Origin of the sequence: Mesorhizobium sp. WSM4311 (assembly GCF_002295115.1) — a bacterium.
Classification (GTDB): domain Bacteria; phylum Pseudomonadota; class Alphaproteobacteria; order Rhizobiales; family Rhizobiaceae; genus Mesorhizobium.
On record NZ_NSFV01000003.1, the window covers coordinates 565,395 to 583,067 of the forward strand.

Annotated in this window: 27 protein-coding genes; 6 read left to right on the plus strand and 21 right to left on the minus strand. The window is 60.4% G+C overall.

Annotated elements, in window-relative coordinates; all coding sequences use genetic code 11:
• Positions 1 to 8: 8 nt before the first annotated feature.
• The 5 genes from CK226_RS10115 to CK226_RS10135 are packed head-to-tail and all read right to left on the minus strand — an operon-like array spanning position 9 to position 2,932.
• A complete protein-coding gene (locus CK226_RS10115; RefSeq protein WP_095791739.1) occupies positions 9 to 743 on the minus strand; it encodes a hypothetical protein in 735 nt (244 codons plus the stop codon).
• Between the two features lie 45 nt (positions 744 to 788).
• Positions 789 to 1,202 (minus strand): DUF4128 domain-containing protein, encoded by a 414-nt coding sequence (locus tag CK226_RS10120; RefSeq protein ID WP_095791740.1) that lies wholly within the window; start codon positions 1,200 to 1,202, stop codon positions 789 to 791.
• Position 1,203: 1 nt separating this feature from the next.
• A complete protein-coding gene (locus CK226_RS10125; protein WP_179301011.1) occupies positions 1,204 to 1,653 on the minus strand; it encodes an HK97 gp10 family phage protein in 450 nt (149 codons plus the stop codon).
• Entirely contained in the window at positions 1,653 to 2,696 is a 1,044-nt protein-coding gene (locus CK226_RS10130; RefSeq protein WP_245437713.1) for a head morphogenesis protein, read from the minus strand. The genes CK226_RS10125 and CK226_RS10130 overlap by 1 nt, the downstream gene beginning before the upstream one ends.
• The gene (locus tag CK226_RS10135; RefSeq protein ID WP_095791743.1) at positions 2,693 to 2,932 is read right to left on the minus strand and encodes a hypothetical protein; all 240 of its coding nucleotides are present in this window, start codon (positions 2,930 to 2,932) and stop codon (positions 2,693 to 2,695) included. The genes CK226_RS10130 and CK226_RS10135 overlap by 4 nt, the downstream gene beginning before the upstream one ends.
• A 27-nt stretch (positions 2,933 to 2,959) precedes the next feature.
• Here CK226_RS10135 and CK226_RS10140 point away from each other — a divergent pair, with 27 nt between their 5' ends.
• Positions 2,960 to 3,736: a hypothetical protein gene (locus CK226_RS10140; RefSeq protein WP_095791744.1), complete on the plus strand. Its 777-nt coding sequence runs from the start codon at positions 2,960 to 2,962 to the stop codon at positions 3,734 to 3,736.
• On the opposite strand, the gene CK226_RS10145 is transcribed toward CK226_RS10140, so the two are convergent.
• Complete coding sequence (locus CK226_RS10145; protein ID WP_095791745.1) at positions 3,733 to 4,098, minus strand: hypothetical protein; 366 nt, start codon at positions 4,096 to 4,098, stop codon at positions 3,733 to 3,735. The two genes, CK226_RS10140 and CK226_RS10145, sit on opposite strands and share 4 nt — an antisense overlap.
• Before the next feature lie 49 nt (positions 4,099 to 4,147).
• Here CK226_RS10145 and CK226_RS10150 point away from each other — a divergent pair, with 49 nt between their 5' ends.
• Positions 4,148 to 4,513, plus strand: a complete 366-nt coding sequence (locus CK226_RS10150) for a VanZ family protein (protein WP_095791746.1) — start codon at positions 4,148 to 4,150, stop codon at positions 4,511 to 4,513.
• Positions 4,514 to 4,524: 11 nt separating this feature from the next.
• Here the strand turns inward: CK226_RS10150 and CK226_RS10155 are convergent, their stop codons facing one another.
• Positions 4,525 to 5,010 (minus strand): DnaT-like ssDNA-binding protein, encoded by a 486-nt coding sequence (locus CK226_RS10155; protein WP_095791747.1) that lies wholly within the window; start codon positions 5,008 to 5,010, stop codon positions 4,525 to 4,527.
• An 82-nt stretch (positions 5,011 to 5,092) separates the two neighbouring features.
• Between CK226_RS10155 and CK226_RS34845 the strand changes: the two genes are divergently transcribed.
• Entirely contained in the window at positions 5,093 to 5,251 is a 159-nt protein-coding gene (locus CK226_RS34845) for a hypothetical protein (RefSeq protein ID WP_179301012.1), read from the plus strand.
• Positions 5,252 to 5,292: 41 nt separating this feature from the next.
• Here CK226_RS34845 and CK226_RS10160 read toward each other — a convergent pair whose 3' ends face one another.
• From CK226_RS10160 to CK226_RS10190, 6 genes are all read right to left on the minus strand, one after another.
• The gene (locus tag CK226_RS10160) at positions 5,293 to 5,481 is read right to left on the minus strand and encodes a hypothetical protein (RefSeq protein WP_142887628.1); all 189 of its coding nucleotides are present in this window, start codon (positions 5,479 to 5,481) and stop codon (positions 5,293 to 5,295) included.
• Positions 5,457 to 5,798 (minus strand): hypothetical protein, encoded by a 342-nt coding sequence (locus tag CK226_RS10165; RefSeq protein WP_142887629.1) that lies wholly within the window; start codon positions 5,796 to 5,798, stop codon positions 5,457 to 5,459. Before CK226_RS10165 ends, CK226_RS10160 begins: the two co-directional genes overlap by 25 nt.
• Before the next feature lie 10 nt (positions 5,799 to 5,808).
• A complete protein-coding gene (locus tag CK226_RS10170) occupies positions 5,809 to 6,747 on the minus strand; it encodes a major capsid family protein (RefSeq protein ID WP_095791749.1) in 939 nt (312 codons plus the stop codon).
• Between the two features lie 13 nt (positions 6,748 to 6,760).
• On the minus strand, positions 6,761 to 7,225 hold the full coding sequence (locus tag CK226_RS10175) for a DUF2190 family protein (protein ID WP_095791750.1): 465 nt from the start codon (positions 7,223 to 7,225) through the stop codon (positions 6,761 to 6,763).
• Entirely contained in the window at positions 7,225 to 8,370 is a 1,146-nt protein-coding gene (locus CK226_RS10180) for a DUF2213 domain-containing protein (protein ID WP_095791751.1), read from the minus strand. Before CK226_RS10180 ends, CK226_RS10175 begins: the two co-directional genes overlap by 1 nt.
• Positions 8,371 to 8,638: 268 nt before the next feature.
• Positions 8,639 to 10,009, minus strand: a complete 1,371-nt coding sequence (locus tag CK226_RS10190; RefSeq protein ID WP_095791753.1) for a phage portal protein — start codon at positions 10,007 to 10,009, stop codon at positions 8,639 to 8,641.
• 72 nt (positions 10,010 to 10,081) lie between these two features.
• On the opposite strand from CK226_RS10190, the gene CK226_RS10195 reads away from it, so the two are divergent.
• A complete protein-coding gene (locus CK226_RS10195; protein ID WP_095791754.1) occupies positions 10,082 to 10,381 on the plus strand; it encodes a PRC-barrel domain-containing protein in 300 nt (99 codons plus the stop codon).
• Positions 10,382 to 10,417: 36 nt separating this feature from the next.
• On the opposite strand, the gene terL is transcribed toward CK226_RS10195, so the two are convergent.
• The 3 genes from terL to CK226_RS10210 are packed head-to-tail and all read right to left on the minus strand — an operon-like array spanning position 10,418 to position 12,909.
• Positions 10,418 to 11,806, minus strand: a complete 1,389-nt coding sequence (gene terL, locus CK226_RS10200; RefSeq protein ID WP_095791755.1) for a phage terminase large subunit — start codon at positions 11,804 to 11,806, stop codon at positions 10,418 to 10,420.
• Positions 11,793 to 12,257: a DUF2280 domain-containing protein gene (locus tag CK226_RS10205; RefSeq protein WP_095791756.1), complete on the minus strand. Its 465-nt coding sequence runs from the start codon at positions 12,255 to 12,257 to the stop codon at positions 11,793 to 11,795. Before CK226_RS10205 ends, terL begins: the two co-directional genes overlap by 14 nt.
• A 25-nt stretch (positions 12,258 to 12,282) precedes the next feature.
• Entirely contained in the window at positions 12,283 to 12,909 is a 627-nt protein-coding gene (locus tag CK226_RS10210; protein WP_245437715.1) for a putative metallopeptidase, read from the minus strand.
• 51 nt (positions 12,910 to 12,960) lie between these two features.
• Between CK226_RS10210 and CK226_RS10215 the strand changes: the two genes are divergently transcribed.
• The gene (locus CK226_RS10215) at positions 12,961 to 13,182 is read left to right on the plus strand and encodes a DUF3072 domain-containing protein (protein WP_095791757.1); all 222 of its coding nucleotides are present in this window, start codon (positions 12,961 to 12,963) and stop codon (positions 13,180 to 13,182) included.
• A 235-nt stretch (positions 13,183 to 13,417) separates the two neighbouring features.
• Here CK226_RS10215 and CK226_RS10220 read toward each other — a convergent pair whose 3' ends face one another.
• The 5 genes from CK226_RS10220 to CK226_RS10240 form a co-directional block, all read right to left on the minus strand.
• A complete protein-coding gene (locus CK226_RS10220; protein WP_095791758.1) occupies positions 13,418 to 14,206 on the minus strand; it encodes a hypothetical protein in 789 nt (262 codons plus the stop codon).
• 881 nt (positions 14,207 to 15,087) lie between these two features.
• Positions 15,088 to 15,726 (minus strand): transcription termination/antitermination NusG family protein, encoded by a 639-nt coding sequence (locus CK226_RS10225; RefSeq protein ID WP_095791759.1) that lies wholly within the window; start codon positions 15,724 to 15,726, stop codon positions 15,088 to 15,090.
• On the minus strand, positions 15,723 to 16,358 hold the full coding sequence (locus tag CK226_RS10230; protein WP_095791760.1) for a hypothetical protein: 636 nt from the start codon (positions 16,356 to 16,358) through the stop codon (positions 15,723 to 15,725). Before CK226_RS10230 ends, CK226_RS10225 begins: the two co-directional genes overlap by 4 nt.
• A complete protein-coding gene (locus CK226_RS10235; protein WP_095791761.1) occupies positions 16,351 to 16,833 on the minus strand; it encodes a YdaU family protein in 483 nt (160 codons plus the stop codon). The genes CK226_RS10230 and CK226_RS10235 overlap by 8 nt, the downstream gene beginning before the upstream one ends.
• Entirely contained in the window at positions 16,830 to 17,051 is a 222-nt protein-coding gene (locus CK226_RS10240) for a hypothetical protein (protein WP_095791762.1), read from the minus strand. Before CK226_RS10240 ends, CK226_RS10235 begins: the two co-directional genes overlap by 4 nt.
• 200 nt (positions 17,052 to 17,251) lie before the next feature.
• Between CK226_RS10240 and CK226_RS10245 the strand changes: the two genes are divergently transcribed.
• The gene (locus CK226_RS10245) at positions 17,252 to 17,671 is read left to right on the plus strand and encodes a hypothetical protein (protein ID WP_210202233.1); all 420 of its coding nucleotides are present in this window, start codon (positions 17,252 to 17,254) and stop codon (positions 17,669 to 17,671) included.
• The last annotated feature ends 2 nt before the right edge of the window (positions 17,672 to 17,673 follow it).

Here is a 17,673-nt window from a genome sequence, read left to right on the forward strand (position 1 = left end):
GCCTCCTGTTAGCCGAGCGCCGCGACGCGGACGTAGTTGGTGTTGGGCAGCACGGTGCAGTTCAGCATCTGTGCGTTGTTGGCGCCGCCCATGCCTTCCTCTGCGCCGGCGACCTGGCCCATGAACAGCCGTTGCGGGCCGGCAGGGACGGTAGTGGCGGTGTGCACGCCCGACTGCGAGCCGGTCGTGACGATCGCGGTGCCGCCCTTCGAAGTGGCGAGTGTGAAGGTATCGGCGTCGAGGACCGTCTTGACGTAGTAGGTCGTGCCGGCGGTCAGGCCGGTCGGCAAAGCCCCGGTCGTGGAGAACTTGACAGCCGTGTTGGCGGCAAGCCCGTGGCCGGTGAACGTCACGACGCCAGGCGAGGCGATGGTGATCGTGGCGGCGGCCGACTTCGGCGTCGGGGCGCCATTGAGTTCGACCTTGAACGGATAGTTGTAGTCCGTCTGTTCGGCCGCGATCATCGCAAGCTGGCCCGGATCGGCCGTGTTGAGGGCGAAGTTGTCGGACCGCTGCGGAGCCTGCCGCGAACCCTTCCAATTGTAGGTGCGGCGGCGATTGAGCAGGTTGACCGTGTTGCCCTGGGCAGCGTCGCCGGAATTGCCCATGGTCTCGTACTGGCCGACCTCGATCCATGTTACCGCGGCGAAATCGCCCTCGACGACATCGACGTCAGGGACATCCACAGGAGCCGAACCGATATAGAAGCGGCTGCCCGCAACAGGGGACACTTTGATAGGCATCGCCTATCTCCTTTCAGTTTTGTGGGATGCCTTGCCGAAGGGCGATCAGGCGAAACACTCGTAGGAAATCGTCACTGGAACGAGCCAATGCGTGTCATCAGCAATGGGTTGCGCGACCACAGGCGCCTCGGTGACCCGGGCGAAGATCGCGCCATAGATCATCCGGAGATCGGTCGGGAACCAGGCCGCAACCTGCCCTGCCATCTCGGCCCCGATTGACGCGTCCTGGTTCTTCTTGCTGAACACGTCGAGTTGGAGAAGGCCGAGACGCTGGTGCGGTTCGGTCGAGCCGATGAACAGTCGGCGATTGGTGTTCGGAACATGGGTGACGCGGAGATAGCCGGTGATCGGCTTGGTGAAATCCTCGTTCGGCCACGCGATCGGCAACGCGGGCGAAAGCGTGAGGGTCTGCACCCGGCCTTTCAGCGCGAGCCAGATGCTGGTTTCGATACTCGGCACGTCAGAGCCCCAGCCTTGCCTTCACCTCGGCCGCCTTGGCCTCGACAATCATGACCCAGCGCTGCGCTACCATCGTCACCCAAGGGCGCGGTGCCCTGCCCTGCGCGCCGTAGTGGACGTAGGCGGCATAGTTCGCCGTGTAGCCGAGATAGAGCGTGTCGCCGAGATCGGCGCCGTTGATGACCAGGATCACGTCGCCGAGGTCAGGCGGCACCGGCGCGCCGGGATTTTCGCGGCTCAACGTCGGCATGGCCGTGGTCGACGCCATCAGCGACGCCCGAAGGAAGCCGGTCCGCTTGTAGCCGGGTGTCGCCGGCTTGTCGTAAACTTCATCGGCTAGCAGCTGGTCGAGTTGGCTGACCAACTCCTGAGCGCTTTCCTTAAACACGAACTCAAGGGCGACAGGCACGGCGGCCGCCCACGCTCCGACAGTGGCCGCGAAGGATGCCATCAGCGCACCAGTTGCGCTAGGAAGTCGATCTTGTATTCAGCCAGGCATTTGCAGGCGAGCGTGTGCCGGGTCGGAACGCCGGGCGCGTGCGGGTATGGGATCAAAGTCCCATCCGGCGCGGTGAAGGGCTGGTCGAAAGGCACCATCTGCCCTTGCATCGCCTCGTGCTGTTCCCTGCCGTGCTTCTGTGGCGTGTGCTTCCAGCCCTTCGTGACAGCGTCGGCCCTAAGGCTTCCCTTTTCAATCTGCTGGCGGAAGGCGATGTCTTTCGAAGCGCCCAGCGCGGCGAATGTTTCATGCAGTCCGATCGTGTCGGCGCGGAGTTTCAGCAGCCCATCGACGTACCTGCCGGTGATCCGGTCAACCAAGGCGGCCGAAACGGGCTTTCCCGCTTCGATGGCAGCCACCACGGTCTTATCGAAACGCTTGTCTCGGCGGGTCCGGGAGAGGTAATTTCTCAACTGGTCGGGTTCGCCGGAAAGCAGTTCCTGGCGTGCTCGGGCAACATACTCGCCTTGGACTGTGGTGAGCCCGATCAATCCGCCTTCCCGTCGGCCGGTGACGGTCGAGACGCGCCCTACGACAGCGACAGCCGTCTTGATCGGATTGTCGCCGCGCGCCAGCCCTGTTTCCAGAGCGGAGCGGATCGCGATCTTCTGATCGGCGACAATCCCCGTCACCAATTGCGCCGAATGCGTCTGCAGCCACTGTTCGGCGGCGAAGTTTCGGGCGTCCCAGCGGACAACGATGCGGTGGCCGCTCGGATCGCGCAGCGTCGGCATTGTGTCGACAGTCGCGACGCCGCCGCCGTTGAACGCTGCCCTGATCGCCTCATCCAATGGCCTGAACGCGGCTTCGTCCAGATCCATGGCGATGATCGCGCCATTGATGTCGCCGCGCTCCAAGCGCTCTACGATCCGGCGCAGGACGATATTGGAGGTGATGTCGTCGATAGCCTCAATGAAGGCTTGGCGGACAGCCGGCTCGAACTGGCTGACCAGAATTTCGAAGCGTTGACGAGGTGTGAGGCGGACGAGCATCATTGAATGCTCTGTGAGACCGTGATCTTCACTTGCCCATACATTTCATCAGTAACTAACTCCCCATCCTTGGCCACCAAGAGACAGAGACTATCGCGTCGCGCCCGCAGAATGTAACCGCACTCTTCGTCGGCCGTGATGACATCTTTAATCTCGATACCATCGAGGAAAATGCGAACGCCATGACGATCCTCCGCAGGCACATAGCCAGCGTCGCCAATATCTGCTGAAATGCGCATTGGGCATCCATAAGTGAGGGGGAATCAATGGACGAATTCCAAGACTTCTTGGACGAATACGATGATCTGACGGAGCGGCTTCTTAGAGCGCGGTATCAAGACTTCGCCTCTTTGGCTAAGCGCGTATTGCTGATGTTCGATCACGCTCCGGCAGCGACATCGACACGAATACAATGGCTTCGATCTCTATTTCCAATAGAGAAGATTGAGGCTGAAGTCTTGGTAGAGCCGAAAGGCATGGTCGGCTCAGGCCGGATGAACTGGCCGCAAGACTTGGAGCAGTCGCTCGGCGCCCAGATCAATCTTCTGGCCTCGTTCACTGTGAAAGATGACAGGGCTTGGCAATTCGCTCGCGATTATTTCTACAGCCGGTCCAACAATATTAACGATACGCTGCACGAAATGACAGGTCACTTATTGGAACCAATGTTCCGCGACCTAAGGCGGTATCTTGTCCGCCAGCGCAACAACCCTGTCGAAATCAATGAAATACCAGCCGCCGATCGGATCGTTCGGATCGATCACAATCAACCCAGCTACCAAGAAGCAATAGGGTCGATAGCCAGCGCAAGTGAAGCCCTGATAGGAGACAATGCCATTGGGACAGACGACAGAGACCGGATAAAGTTCGAATTAGATGCAGGCATTCTTCTACTACATGCGCAGACGGTAACAATCTCGGCTATAGAGGCCGTCCTCATTCGAGCGTTGCGCTGGCTGTCCGCAAATTTTGCTGGGGCAGCGCTTGGAATAGCAGCTGAGCGAGCGTTGAGCGCGGTTCTACTGCTTCTAGGTGGAAGCTAACCCGCGCACCACGCCTTCCAGGCAACGGCAGTTCCGGCCGACGGTATAGGCGTCAGGTTTGTGATGGTGCGCTCGGCACCATCAATCACGATCATGTCCGTCAACATCGGTTCGACAGCCGGCACAGCGAACGTGACCATATCGCCAGTCTCGACGATCAAGATGCCGTTTTCGTAGCGCTGGTGCATGCGCTTCACGACGGCACTGAGCGGCCATGTCTCGACTGTCGGCTCGACCGGCACCCACGGCTGGGCAGGATCGGGAACGCCAGGCGTTTCCCGCTTGAGCGTCACGGCGCCTTGCTTGAACTCACCGAGAAGTGCGACGGCCATATTAGCCATATCGTCATAAAAGTCGGCCATTGGATGTGCCCGTCATTGTTTTGCCGGCTTATTCGCCTTACCAGCGGCGATGACTTCTATATCCCGCATCACCGCGCTCGTTTTGCTCGCAATCATCGTCTTCGCCACCCTGTCGCCGATCCAAATGCGGCCCTACGTGGGCGATCCGAACGTCGAGCGCGCGCTTGCATATCTTCTGTTCGGTTTGGCCTTGGGCCTTGGTTTTCCAAACCGTGCAGCAAGAACGATCGCGCTCGTGATCTTCGTGGCGGCCACACTGGAGTTGATGCAGATATTCGACCCCGGACGGCACGCGCGTATCTCAGACGGCTCGTTGAAGGCTCTTGCTGGCATCTTCGGAATAGCTGCTATCCAGATCTGCTTACGGGTTGCCGTCCGCTACCGGCCGCGTAGAACGACGTTGCCGGCCGAATAAGATCAGACCACTTACACCACCATGATGCCAGGCTCGCCCCAGACAGGTCCGATCAGCGGCGCCAAAAGCCCTTCGATCAGGCTCGACACCGGCGCATTCGGCGCCCACACGTTGCCGTTGTCACCCAGCTCGAAGAACTCGCGTTCGATGACGTCGACCTTCTGGCGTTTCACACGCTGGGCCGGGTCGAATGAGATCGACAGCGATCCAGGCTTCTTCAATTCGATGTGGGCTGCCTCATAGCTGGCCTGCTCAACCCTCGTTGGGACGAGGTCGGAAGCCAGCGTAGCGCCATATGCCGTAGCGCCCGTGCGCGGCCATTCCCGTTCCTGGGCAATGCCCCCAGTCGGCTGGCCAGGGAACCGCATGCCATAGGTGCCATCGAGATAGGCGCTGCCCCGCTGCCGGAGAGCAGCAAACGGGGCATCCGCAGCATAGGTATAGCCGGCCGCGTCCCAATACGCCTTGAGAGCGGCATCTGATCCGTAGCCGGCCATTGTCGATTTCCTTGGGAGACTTGGGCGCACCCCAGCGATGGATTGCTATAATGCAATTATCCATCATTGAAGGAGACGCAGAATGACGGAAAAGCAGCGCGCCGCTCGCCAGAAGGCCTTCGAAAAGGGCCAGCAGGCAACCCGCGAAGATCGGTATCACAACAACTATCCGCCGATTTCACCGGACCACGATTGGTATGATCAGGGGTACCAGAAGGAGATGGAAACCATCTTCAACTGAGTGGTCGCCAGCGCGGCGATCTACCGCCGCGCCGGCTCTCGTCAGGGCTGTGTAGCAAGCTCTTCGAGGGCCGCGACGATCTCCGCCTTTTTGTCCGGCGTCTTGTCCCCGAGCAACTTCGTGGCAGCCGACTTGAAGGCCATGAAGTTGCCGTCGGCCATGGCGAGGACTTCGGTGGCCGACTTGGCATCGATGCCGCTCTGTTTCAGCTTGGCGAGTTCCGCTTCCAAATCGGCGACCTTGGCCTTCTCGACTGCAGTTCGGTCGTCACGGCGGCAAAAGAGGCATCGAAGCGCGTGCGCATCTCCGCCATTTCCGCGGTATCACCGTTTGCGTCACGATCATCGCCGGTGGCGGGCTTTTTCTTGCCCTTGCCATCGACGATCAGGTGACCATCGTTGACCATAGCCTTCACGACGGGGTGGTCCTTGGAAGCCTCCCAGATCTCGGGCTCCACAACGATGGAGCCGTTACCGGGCACGACCTGACCCGTCGGGAGGCCGAAGCCACCGGCACGAGTGTTTTCGAGGGTGATCTGCTTAGTCACGTCGACCTCCTCAAATACCATCGAGGTAGCGCATCGCGCCCGGGCGACGCACTTCCACGCCGCCGGTGCGGAAGATGCCGGGAACCTCGAATTTCAGGAGCCGCTGTTCGGCCTGCAGCCATCGCAGCGGCATCGGAACGTGCATCTTCACGACATCCGGCGTACGGCGGTAGGCCACCATACGCTGGGTGCTGCCGCTGCCGGCCGTCTCCAGACCGAAGACTGCGCGGATCGTCAGCGGGCGGCCGGTGCGCGCCGTGTAGACGTTCGCCCGCAGGACATAGTCCAGCAGGTTCACCTCCGACGTCGCATCGAGACGCTTCCCGATTAGGAAGTTGTAGCGGTCCTGACTGATCAGGATCGTGTCGGCCGTCTCGATGCCATTGGACTCCGTGAAGATCAGGCCGAGAACGCGGTTGAAGTCGGCAACAACCTCATCCGGGGTCTTGGTCGGCCAAGTCGCGGTGCCGCCGGCGCCGTTCGCCGCCGTCAGCGCCGTGACGCTGGCGGTGTTGATCAGACCCGACATGCCGAGCTTGGAGCGGCCAAGGAAGGCCAGATTGTCGACGAACTGCTCGTACTTGCGGCGGGCGGCGTCGGCACGATCATCCGTCAGGCGGATGCCATATGCCTGGGCATGGGCAAGCTCCTGAAGGTTGTAACGGTAGCCGATGCCGACCATGAAGACGCGGCTCGAGCCCTTGTCGAGCTTGAAGTCGACAAAGTTGATGTCATCACCGTCCGGCGCGAACTCACGGGCCTCGCCGACGTCATCCCCCATGGAGAAGAAATCGATGGCCGTGGTCCAGTCCGGTGCCGAGTTATCGACGGGCACCAGTTCCCGGTACTGGAAATCGGGGTACTGGCGAGCGTAAATGCCCGGCTCGATGTAGTTCTGCGCGGTGCGCAGGAAGTTGAGCGCCAATGCGGGCGCGTCGGTCGTGAACATTGTGGTGTTCCCCTTACTTGGTCACGCCGAGGCGGAGTTTGGCGATTTGGTTGGTGGTGGACGTGACCGTGGCCCACTCAGCATTTTCGATGAGCTGGTTGGCGCTGGAATTGGACACGTTGGTGAAGGTGCCGGTCGGTGTCATGTAGACCGGATCGCCCTGAGCGACGGCAACAAGAGCCGTGACCCAGATCGAACCATTCTTCATCACGCTGATCTGGTCGTAGACCTTGTAGACCTCGCCCTGCTCAGCCGGGATCGTGCGATCCACGGCAGCGACGCCGGCGAATTTGCCGATGGCGGCCGGGAGAGCGACAGTGTCCTCGACAGTGCCATAGATGACGCCACGACCGAAGGGGATATCAGCGGAGCCGGATGCCACCACCATGGACGTGATGAAATGCGGTTCGGTGGTGGCGATCATGCCGGGATAGCCCCTGGGCGTATCGCGGCTATACGAGACGGCGGGAATGGCCATTATGCGGTCTCCTTCTTGCCCTGCCAGGCGTTGCGGTCACGCTCCAGCATCTGGTTATAGGCGTCGTTCACGTTGGCGGCGTCGCCGACGGGCTGGATGCCGGTCTTCAGAGCGTCCCGGAAAGCATCGGGCCGGTTCTTCGCGGCGTCCTCGACGAGGATGTCGAAGCGGGCGTCGATGTAGGCGTCGGCCTTATCCTTGACGGCGGCATCGCCGAGCGCGGCGGTGACAGCGGCCTTGCGGATGGCGCCGTCGGACAGACTATCGGTCTTGACGTCCTTGGTGATCGCCTTGGCCTTGGTGATCAGGTCGGCGCGGGCCGCGACACGCTTGTCGAGGTCGGCATCCGAAAGCACCTTGGCGTTGGCTGCGTCACGTTCGGCGTGGGCCTTCGCCAGATCAGCATCCTTGGCGGCGAGTGCGACCTGATGCTTCGTCTCGAGGTCGGCCAGCTTGGCGGCTGAGGATTCGAGATCCTTGAGCAGCTTGGAAATGGCCTGGGCGCCCTGATCGGTGGTGGTCACCGACAGTCCGTCCACGACCACAGTGCGAAGTGCATCACTCATGGTGATGGTCTCCTTGTCAGTGGTTGAAATCGGGGCGGCGCCCCACGGTCCCACATCGTCGCCGATGCGAGCTTTCGAACCGGCCCGAGCTCGATCGACGAGCGCCAGGTGGTTGATCTTGATTCCGCGCTGCTGCGCGTCGTAGACGTCGCCGTCGGCGGTTACGCCGGGCGTGAAATCGAGATCGCAGGTGTACCCGGCGGAAAGCTCGCGCTTGCCATCGATCACCGACTTGATGGCGGCCGCGTCCTTCAGGATCAGCGGGAGCATCACCCATTGGCCGTCCTGCTTGGCGGCGGTTGATACCTCGCCGACGGACAGGGCCTTCCAGTTCTCGGCTGAGACACCCTCGTCTGGATGGTCGACCGTGATCGGGGCATGGGAGAACGACTGCAGGCTGTCGGGCGCGAACACCTGATCGGCCGCGCGATAGACCCGCACTACGTCCTGACCCGGCTTGCCGACCTCATGCCCTGCATAAAGCTGGATGCCGGTGCGCACGGCCCTCGCCGTTGCCACGAGGTAGCCGTCGGCGGTCTGGCGCGTTCCCGCGACAGTTACAGCGTCGGTAAATTGCATTATGATGATCGCTCTATATTGTCGCCGTGGAGTGGCTTATGCCCGCCGACCGGACTGTCACGCTCGATGTATCAAGAGCAGGCAGACAAATGATCTTCAAAGTGACTGTATTCGACCCAGACAGCGGAGAGACGACCGAGTCCGGTTGGATCGTCGCCAAGGACCCTGACCGAACTGACGCTGCAATGGATGAGGCTCAAGCCTTTGCGTCAGTGTGGTGCCGACAACGCGGGATTGAAACGTATGACCTGTGGGATCATCGCGTCTATTAGAGCCCTGCGTTCTGATTGGCGGCGGCCGCTGCAGCCGCGATTTCTTCCTCGCTCGGCTCCTGCTCCGCCAGCGTGCCGAACTCCTCGATCGCCGCTTCCAGCCCAGGCAATGAGCCATCTTCGACGAACGCGTTGACCAGAGCCTCACTGAGCGCATCGATCGGGAGCAGTGGCGATTGACCGTTGCCGCCGGCCAAAGCCCTCGCCGCATCCGACTTCGTCTTGAAGACGTCAGCTTTTTCCTTCTCCGACATGCCCCAGAGCGGCGCCCATTCGTAATAGACGTCGGCAGGGCGGGAGCCGAGTGCGGACCGGATCAGCGCCTCATCCAAGCGGTGCATCGCCGGCGTCATCTCGACTTCCTGCATGGCGCTGAGGCGGTCGTAATAGTTGCGAAGATCGGACTCGCCCGTCGAATTCATGCCGGCAGGGGCTTGGCCAAGAAGCCGTGTTGCCGGGATATCGGCGGCACCGGAGACGATCTGCAGGAACCGATCAAGGACATCGGGCAGCGTGGCAAACGAGGCCGACTTCTGCTCGTATTCCTCCTCCTTATCGAGGAGAAGCGTGCCGTTGATGCCCTTGGCAGTGTTGGCCAAGGTGTACCGCTCCAGAATCTTGGCCTTGTAGTCTTCGCTGGCCAAGCTCGCCATGAAGTTGGGCACCTTGATGATGTCGACCTTCGCTTCGAAGACGAGCGAGGCGATATTCGCCGCGGTGCTGTCGGCCTGCTTGACCGCGTTGATGACAGACTGCAGCACGCTATCGCCCCAGAACGTCTCAGCGCTCAGCGTCAGGTCATCATCTGGTTGGGCATTGCCCTGAAAGATAACCAGTCGCGATGGATGAATGTCGACCTGGGCGCTGCCGGCGGAAGTCAGACTGAACGTCTTCGGCAAGCAATAGTACTCGCTGTCGACATTGCGCTCTATTTCGCCAGCGCGAAGGACGCGCCGGGTTAGCACCGTGGCGTATTTCAAGCCACCTTTGCCGATCCGCTCGATGTTCAAGGGCTCAGCAAGATTTGCCTCCCCAGTCCCGATATGAATGGCGGCGCCACCCCAGAGCCTGGCCTTTACCTTGGCCTCAAATATCTTGCCCCGAACGTTGAGCCGCTTCTCCTCCGCCTCTATTGGCTCGATCTTGTCGCCCTCTGCCTGCCAGTCGCGCCAGGCGCGAACGGCGTCAAAAGCCGGGATGTCGACGATCTTCCTTGGGAGCCATGCGGTGCGATAGGCGGCCAGCAGTTCAGCGTCTGATAGAGGCGTGAAGCTGTAAAAGCTCGACGCCGCCTTGTCCCTGCCGGTCCCCATGCGGGATACAAGATTGGTTAGGCTGTCGCGAACCAGCGAGATCACATTTGCCATCTAGCTGACTCCCTTGGGAACGGACGGCCATCTCAGGTGTTGGGGCTGTCTAAACCCAGAAGGAGATCACCAATGGACCACAGCGCCCACGTAAGGCTCACTGCAAACGAATTGACGCCCGGCGTCCTTGAGGATGCGACGATCTATGGCCCCAATGACGAGAAGATTGGCAGCGTTTCGCATACGCACGGCACGGGATCCGAAACCCAGGTCGTCATCGATGTCGGCGGCTTCCTCGGCATCGGCGCCAAGCCAGTTTCCGTACCTGCCAGCCAGTTGGACTTCATGCGCGATGAGGATGGCGATGTTCACGCCGTCACGTCGTGGACCAAGGACCAATTGAAAGCGATGCCCGAGCATCACGACGCGTGATTTGATGAGGCCCGGCTTCGGTCGGGCCTTTTTCCTTTAGATATTCGCCAAGGTGTAGGTGCTGGCATCGATCAGCGCGTTGAATGCCCGGCTTGTGCTGTCGGCGTCATCGTCATGCGCTGCTTCCGGGAAGCCTTCGAGCGCGGAGAACCACGCCTCATTCCAGGGCGCTCGCAGGACCATCACATTCCCGGCTTCAGCCTGCGCAGAGAACGGGCTGAACCGCGTAACCTTGTCGCCGGATTCGGGCGTTGCTCTGGCATCGAACCCGATGAGCAGTTTCACCAGGTTCGTCACCTGAGACTTACCCGCCTGCCCCGGGTCTTGCGGAAGCGAGATTTTCGCGTTCCTGCCGTCAGCCTCGGCCGTGTTCTTGATCAAGCGCTCGACGCCGGCCGGCGAGAGGAAGTCCTTGACGTGGTGCCCGACGATATAGCGGCCATCGGGTAGCTTTCCGATCTTCGTCCCTGCCGTGCCGTCAGGATCGTTGCCTTCAACCTTGGGCGTCGAGGCCAAGTCCCAGCCACGCATCCATGTGACGCCCGCAGGCACCGCGTCGACCACCTCGCACCAGCCGCGCTGGAACAGCAGGCCAGCAGCCGGACGGATTTTCCAGTTGCCGCCAAGAAGGCGCTCCCGCTCGACAGTGGGTTGCGCCATAAGGTTGGCGAGGTAGCCGGGGTCCGCTGCCATCAGCAAAGCGTTGTCGCTGAGCTTGGCCGGGATGAACGTCACCGACTTCGGCGGGATCGGCTCGCCGTCGATCGGATTGACGTGATGAGCAAGCTCTTCTCGGCTGCTCGCCCATATGATCGTGTCGCCGATGCGAATGAACCAGCGAATGACGCCGGCGCGCTCGGGGATTGCGAAGCCCGTCTCCTGGTCGATCCACCAGGAGATGAACTCGGCAACCCAGCTATCGGCATCAGGGTTGCAGGTCGCTCGAACGTAGGGCCGCACACCGCACATGGAGCGATTGCGGCTGAGCATGTACCAGAACTGCTTGGCCGAGAAATGCGTCAGCTCGTCGAAGCAGATCAGTGGGATCTGCGCGCCTTGCCAGTTGTAGATGGTCTTTTCGTGCTCGAGATGCGCGAACGAGACGGTGGCGCCGGCCGGGAACGTCCAGCTTAGATCGGGCGCCGATCGCGGTTGCGCGTTCAGGCCCGGATAGAGCTTTTCGCTTTCATCCCAAAGGCCGCCCTCATTGCGGACCTGGGTAAGGTTGCGCCGGAAGAACACCGCGCCAAAGCCTGGATTGGCGACATGCCGAAGCGGCTCCATGAGCAATGCCCATGTCTTGCCGCCACCAGCCGCGCCGCCGTAGATTGCGATGTCGGCCGCAGAACCAAGGAAAGTTGTTTGTGGGCCAGGCTGTGGCCTGATGATGATTGGGCCGCCCTGCCCTTGCTCAACCCCTGCCATTGTCGGGCAACTGGAAGATCGTCACCGGTGAAACTGGCACCGGCAAATCCTTTCCATCCTTCCCGGTCAATTCCCGGCGATTGGTGTACGCGTTGCCGATTTCCTCGGCCGCCTGCTTGTGCAGTTGCGCGGCCAGGCTCATGTTGCCCATTGTCTCGGCCTTGTCGGCCATGCGCTGAAGGGCGCGGAGACGAACGGCGCGATGGCTGATTGCGATGGTCGCCGTGTCCTCCAGGAAGGTCTTGCGAGTTTCCTCGAACAGCGACCGCCATTTGAGCGAAAGGTTTGATCCGGCCTTCTTAGTCGGATCGTAGCATTCCACAGCCTGGGGCGTCAGCGTGACCGCGTAATCCTTCTTGAGCGCGGCCGCGACCACCGTCGGGCTATCGAAGCAGGCGAGCGCTTGAACCACGTAGGTTTGCTGCTCCGGATTGAGTTTTGCTCGGGCCATCTGCTTTTCAGGATGCCATCAAGGGTCACGCGACGCGGAGGCGACAGGTCCCGCAGGCCTGGGCTATGCTTACATTGGCGATTTCCGGCCCAGCCTTTGCCGCGTCAACCAACTCGCGAACGCTGGCCGCATCTGCGCCGTACCGCCTGACCACGCCGACGAACTCTTCCACGTCGTGACCGCGAATGCTGAAAGCCGGTAATCCGCTCTTGCGGAACTTCGGTTGTCCGAACAGGTCGCGCTCTTGCCCGCAGTGGTAGAGCTCGTGCTCGACCAGGGCGCAGAACTCGGCATCGCTGCATTGCCTGGCGTAGTGGGCGTCGAATGTCAGGATGAAATCCGGCACCTGGCCGAACCAGTCGAGGATCTGCCGCTCGATGCGAGCCCGGAGCCATTTGCCGGCCGGCGGCAATCCCCGTTCGGCCTGGCCGATTACTGAACGCCCTGCCCTGCCGTTTGGAACGTTCGTCCAGAGCGCGCCGATGGTTGCCTGATTGAGATGGCGGTGGTCATCGTTGCGAAGTGAGGCATCATCGGCAATGAAGGTGTCGCGCGCCCAGTGGATAAGGTCGACTGAAGGCCCGAACTTGATCTCGTCCACTTCAAGCAATTCGATCGGGGGCAAGGGACGCCGCTTTTGGGTGAGCGCCATCGTGGAACCTATTTGTTCTGGGTTTGTTTGACCAAATAATTGGAGGTCGCAATGTCAGACAACGATAACCTAAAAATGAATCCTTCATCCAACGCGGAGAAAGACCCGCAAGACTGGGTCAGCGGCGACGAGCCCATGACTGGGGCACAGGCTTCCTACCTCAAAACGCTCTGTGAGCAGGCCAAAGACCCCCACGCGTTTGACGACGCGCTCACCAAGGCAGAGGCTTCGATCCGGATTGATCGGTTGAAAGAACAGTTGGGGTTGGACTAATCAGACATGCTGCGCCAATCGAGGGGCGGTGAAACTTCCCTCTGCGGCCCGGCGAGTGTTCCCTCCGATGGAGGTCCGCTACAGAACAGCCAAATCACCTGACCGCAGATGATAAATCATCTGCGCCAGAGTGCAAGCGATGTTCCTGATGCGTTCCGAACTCTATCTTACGGAAAATCGAAATTCGCGCGATAGGCGGCGCTACGGACTTGCGATCGCCACGGTCAGTAGCAGCCTATTTCGGTTGGACAAAAACGTCGTTCGGAAAGGTCGTATAGCTCACGATCAGTCGAACGTTTTTCACATCCGACACGCACACGGTGTTGTCCTCTGCGGTCAACTTCTTGGTGGATGTAAAAGGTGACCCGAGGGTGAAACCGAAACCAGGATTCCCACCAATTGGCATACCCGAATCGGCCTGCCATCGGAAGGCTTCTGTCACGTCCCACTCGCCGCGGCGAATCTGGGTCGTTCCCGGCTTGGTGTTGAACGGCATCAAACCTTTGGGCCCTCCCCGGTTCTGCCAATCGATATTGGGGACACGGACCGTGACACACCCTGTAGGCTTGTCGACCGCCGCACCGCTCCCGCCCTGCCAACAATTACTGTAGGGCGAGCCAACAAACACTGTGCAGTTCGCGAACGGAGCCTCGTCATATGTCAGGACGACCCGATCAAGTCGTTTGCTCGGGATTTGCTTGTATGGCCCTGTATCGAATCCCACCGTGTGCTCGACGATGAACGACATGCAAGGGTCGCTGCCCCATTCCCCTTGACCAAAACCCACTTTCCCCTGAATGGGTCCTGGAAACGCGTTATACTTAACGCAGGTAACCCCATGGCCCGTAAAAGTGCCGATGACTGGCGTATCATGAAAAAGTCGGTCCTGCCACGAATCCCACGCCGAGTTTGGGGTGAGCGTGAGCGTATGGTGCTCCTCAGCCGGGGCAGCGAGCGCTTGGTGAGTAGTCACGCCGAACCCGCAAATTGCCACGACTAAGAGGTACTGTCTGATCTGCTCCATTGTTTCCTGCTCCGCTCGCGAAAATCTTTCTGCTTGGGTAGAAGTGCAAGGGGATCCCTATGGAGTTCCTGGCCCTCCCCCGCCACTTGAGCCAGCTGGGAGCACCTCTCCGGTAGCTCCCGGGATTTGGCTAATCGGGATTGTTCCCGTTCGAGCCGGCATAAGCGCATAATTTTTCTGGTCGCCGCCTATGCCGCACCATACCCAGCCCTTTCCCCCGGGCACCGCGTCCCCTTCGACCTGGCACCAATGGTCCTTCCGCTTGACCAGGAGGGTGACGCTGCTGTTGGCCCGTAAGTTCTTCTTCCGAGGCTTCCCTTCGCCGCCCGGATGGTCGTACACGTCCACGTTGAGCGGAACTACGACCATTTCCGCGGCAGTACTGATCGCAGGTAAGCTTACGATGTGTAGCGTTGCCACTGCTGCGCCGCACACAAGACCCCAAAGCAATCGGCTCTTCATTCAAGGATACTCCCTTGCACCGGATTAGGGTAATATGGACCTGACAAGAGTCTGTCTCAGTCCGCACAGCGACCTAATCTAAATAGCAGGCTGTTAAAAAACTGTTTTGCTTAAGGAACGTATCAGAATCAAATCGAGAACGCTGCCGATCTCTCGGGCCTTTGGCGCAATATTTTCCGATGCTGACTGCCCCCCCGACGGGGTTCGGCTCTTCGCCAGATTGCCTCCCTCTGGCGCAAGGCTTTGTACATATGGCGCGTAGTTGCCGTCGTCCAGAAATGCACGCGGGCGTCGTGGCCGCCGTTCCGGGTATGTTGAATCCGACGTCGTGAGCCGTCAAATGCGCTTTCACCATGGAGCCCACGAAGGGTCGACCAGGTATTAACGCGGTACGCGCCAACCACCCCTGTCGCCGAAGCTCAGGCCGCACGGGACGGATATGGCTCGATATCGTCGGCATCGAATTCAGCGGCCACCAGCCGGCCAAACAGTTCGATCATGCTCTTAACGGTCCCGCGCCCGGTCACACTGACCACCTCGCCGTGAAAGCCGGCGAGCATATGCTGCCAATCCTGCTTGACGCGGATGGCTTGCCCTTCAGGGAACGTCATGGCGATCGTCTCGCGCCTGGTCTTGCCTTCGAGTTTCCGCTTGATCCTCGATTCCTTGGTGTCATCGAACTCGAGATCGGCTTCGGCGCGCATGTAACCCTCGACCGCGCCAGTCGGAACTTGCCAAGGCTTGCCGAACTCGCCATCGTAGCTGAGCAAGCGGCCGAGCCCATCGCAGTCCTTCAGGTACTCCCCGTTGGCTGAGGGCAGCGCAACGAAGATGTAGCCGGTGAACAGCGGGAAGCGGCGCACAATGCGCACCTTCGTCCGGTGATGGATGATCTCCTTGTGCATGCGGGGATAATAGCACTCGAAGCCAGCGTCGCGGATCGACCTTTCGGCAACGATCTCACCCTTCCGCTCTTCCGGCGTCCCGATGCGATCCTTGGCCGCCTTCGCGCCGCCCATGCCGATTCTGGCGATGAACCATTTTGCTGAATTGCTCATGACCGACCTTTCACGATTTTGGTTTGTTCAAGTTTCGAGATTTCCTGACGAGGCCGCTTGAGCACGTCGATGAGCTTTTGCTCGGCTTCGTTCAGCCCCAGGTGAGGCAAGCTCTGCCGCTTCGCCGCGCCGGCGGTGACGGCTTCGGCCAAGGCGGCTACCCGGCTGCGTACACCAGGATCTTGCCGTTCCATCTCGATCAGGTGGCGCTTATGGTCGTCGGTCGCGCGCTCGATCAGCTTCGAGGCTTCAGTGCGCAGCGCGGCCCGCTCGGAAAGGAACGGCATCATGATCGCCCTCGCCCGCTTGGCGAACTCGGCGCATGTCGGCATGAACTGCCCGGTGTGATTGTCGACCCGACCAGCAAGAAAGTCGCTGGCTGCTTCGCAGATTGCCCATGCCGGCAGGTCGCGGCATGCGGCGAGGAATTCTCCTGCCATGTCGGCGTGGTCGATATCCGGCTGATCGCGGAACTGTCCGGCCATGCGGACCACCGAGGCGCGAACGTCCTGCGGCTGGCACGGAACCATCAGCCCGTCGATCTCGGCAACGCGGGCTTTGATCGCCCTGGCACGGTCCCGGTACTTTTCCGGCAGCTTGTCGAAATCATCTTTGGCCACGAGGTTATGCATCGGCGAAAGCCTCCTCGATTTTCTGTCTGCGGGATTTTTTCGGCGCGCCTGCGCGCTCTGAAAAACCGGTAGGTTTTTCTTTGATGGTTATGGAAGGATGGCATTGCCCGAGCATCGCTTGAGCATCATCCTTTCTCTTGTCTTCCCAACGGCTTGCGGCAGCATTGCTCGCCTTCGCCTTTCTACCGACCGCCAATCGCCTCTCTTTCTTGAGGCGTTTTTGCGCCCACCTTTTGCTCCGACCGTCGAGGCTCCAGAAGGCCATGACAATGGCTTTCATCTTTCTCCAACGGGCGAGAGACACGCCGGCGACGCGCGCCAGCATGTCATCGTCGTCGGGCAGGGAATTGGTGGGCGAAGCCCAAGCCGCCATGAGCAGGAGCAGATAGGCGCCGTGCTCCTCGGTGGTGAGGTGGCGAGTGTCGCGCTGGTAGTCGTCGACCCAGAGCGGCATGTAGGGAAGGCGCTTGCTCACCCTGCCCTCCGATCAGGACGTCCGCCGTCCTTGGCCATCTGCAGGGTCCGATAAACAGCATCCTCGCGGCACTGCAGCGCCTTGGCGATGTCGGCTGTGTTGAACTGGCCCGAGCCCCACAGGATGATGGCAGCAAGCGCCTGTTCGTCACGCAAATAGGCGCCGCCGGCGTGGCCGTCCTCGAAAACACCATGGCAGTGCGGGCAGGAGGTTTTCATTGGACCGCCTCGGGACGGTCAACGGCGCCCGCTGCGTCGATAAAAAGCTTTGTGGGTCCGATCACGTTTTCGGCCGCAGATTGCATTGGTGCCAACGCTGTGATGGAATTCCCAGAAATGGGGGGTGGTCGGCAATGGAAGTTGTTATTGGTATCCTCGGGTCCGTCTTTGGGGAGGGAACGAGATATTTTCTTGAACAAATGTTCAAGCGGAACGTTCGATTTGGTCCAACCATGAGTTCTTTCGAACTGCAGGAATACTCCTACAAGGGTCGCCAAATTTACCAAGTGGACGTCCGCACAATAATCGACGGTCCATACGACATCAGAATCCGTGAAGTTGCCGACGGAAGCGGCGACGGTGTCGTCTTCTTTCCGCCAGCTGTTGCGAGCTATCCCCCTCCGATCATTGGTTGGTATTCTGTCCCTGATGTCTCCAAGCCGTCGCCGGGTTCCATCGGGCTTGACGAGTTGGAGGCAAGCGAACGCAAGTTCACGATGTACATCGCTACGGAGCGTCCCCTGGCAACCGCTTATCTCGATGTTCGGTACACGGTGCTTGATGAAAAGCAGACCGAGAAGAGACGACTGCTCAAGCTGCCACTCCAGGGTAACAATTGATT

Excerpts from the sequence above, each read along its gene's own strand:
- CK226_RS10115 (WP_095791739.1), bottom strand. The coding sequence starts at position 743 with ATGCCTATCAAAGTGTCCCCTGTTGCGGGCAGCCGCTTCTATATCGGT.
- CK226_RS10125 (WP_179301011.1), bottom strand. The coding sequence starts at position 1,653 with ATGGCATCCTTCGCGGCCACTGTCGGAGCGTGGGCGGCCGCCGTGCCT.
- CK226_RS10130 (WP_245437713.1), bottom strand. The coding sequence starts at position 2,696 with ATGATGCTCGTCCGCCTCACACCTCGTCAACGCTTCGAAATTCTGGTC.
- CK226_RS10135 (WP_095791743.1), bottom strand. The coding sequence starts at position 2,932 with ATGCGCATTTCAGCAGATATTGGCGACGCTGGCTATGTGCCTGCGGAG.
- CK226_RS10140 (WP_095791744.1), top strand. The coding sequence starts at position 2,960 with ATGGACGAATTCCAAGACTTCTTGGACGAATACGATGATCTGACGGAG.
- CK226_RS10145 (WP_095791745.1), bottom strand. The coding sequence starts at position 4,098 with ATGGCCGACTTTTATGACGATATGGCTAATATGGCCGTCGCACTTCTC.
- CK226_RS10150 (WP_095791746.1), top strand. The coding sequence starts at position 4,148 with ATGACTTCTATATCCCGCATCACCGCGCTCGTTTTGCTCGCAATCATC.
- CK226_RS10155 (WP_095791747.1), bottom strand. The coding sequence starts at position 5,010 with ATGGCCGGCTACGGATCAGATGCCGCTCTCAAGGCGTATTGGGACGCG.
- CK226_RS34845 (WP_179301012.1), top strand. The coding sequence starts at position 5,093 with ATGACGGAAAAGCAGCGCGCCGCTCGCCAGAAGGCCTTCGAAAAGGGC.
- CK226_RS10170 (WP_095791749.1), bottom strand. The coding sequence starts at position 6,747 with ATGTTCACGACCGACGCGCCCGCATTGGCGCTCAACTTCCTGCGCACC.
- CK226_RS10175 (WP_095791750.1), bottom strand. The coding sequence starts at position 7,225 with ATGGCCATTCCCGCCGTCTCGTATAGCCGCGATACGCCCAGGGGCTAT.
- CK226_RS10180 (WP_095791751.1), bottom strand. The coding sequence starts at position 8,370 with ATGCAATTTACCGACGCTGTAACTGTCGCGGGAACGCGCCAGACCGCC.
- CK226_RS10190 (WP_095791753.1), bottom strand. The coding sequence starts at position 10,009 with ATGGCAAATGTGATCTCGCTGGTTCGCGACAGCCTAACCAATCTTGTA.
- CK226_RS10195 (WP_095791754.1), top strand. The coding sequence starts at position 10,082 with ATGGACCACAGCGCCCACGTAAGGCTCACTGCAAACGAATTGACGCCC.
- terL (WP_095791755.1), bottom strand. The coding sequence starts at position 11,806 with ATGGCAGGGGTTGAGCAAGGGCAGGGCGGCCCAATCATCATCAGGCCA.
- CK226_RS10205 (WP_095791756.1), bottom strand. The coding sequence starts at position 12,257 with ATGGCCCGAGCAAAACTCAATCCGGAGCAGCAAACCTACGTGGTTCAA.
- CK226_RS10210 (WP_245437715.1), bottom strand. The coding sequence starts at position 12,909 with ATGGCGCTCACCCAAAAGCGGCGTCCCTTGCCCCCGATCGAATTGCTT.
- CK226_RS10215 (WP_095791757.1), top strand. The coding sequence starts at position 12,961 with ATGTCAGACAACGATAACCTAAAAATGAATCCTTCATCCAACGCGGAG.
- CK226_RS10220 (WP_095791758.1), bottom strand. The coding sequence starts at position 14,206 with ATGGAGCAGATCAGACAGTACCTCTTAGTCGTGGCAATTTGCGGGTTC.
- CK226_RS10225 (WP_095791759.1), bottom strand. The coding sequence starts at position 15,726 with ATGAGCAATTCAGCAAAATGGTTCATCGCCAGAATCGGCATGGGCGGC.
- CK226_RS10230 (WP_095791760.1), bottom strand. The coding sequence starts at position 16,358 with ATGCATAACCTCGTGGCCAAAGATGATTTCGACAAGCTGCCGGAAAAG.
- CK226_RS10240 (WP_095791762.1), bottom strand. The coding sequence starts at position 17,051 with ATGAAAACCTCCTGCCCGCACTGCCATGGTGTTTTCGAGGACGGCCAC.
- CK226_RS10245 (WP_210202233.1), top strand. The coding sequence starts at position 17,252 with ATGTTCAAGCGGAACGTTCGATTTGGTCCAACCATGAGTTCTTTCGAA.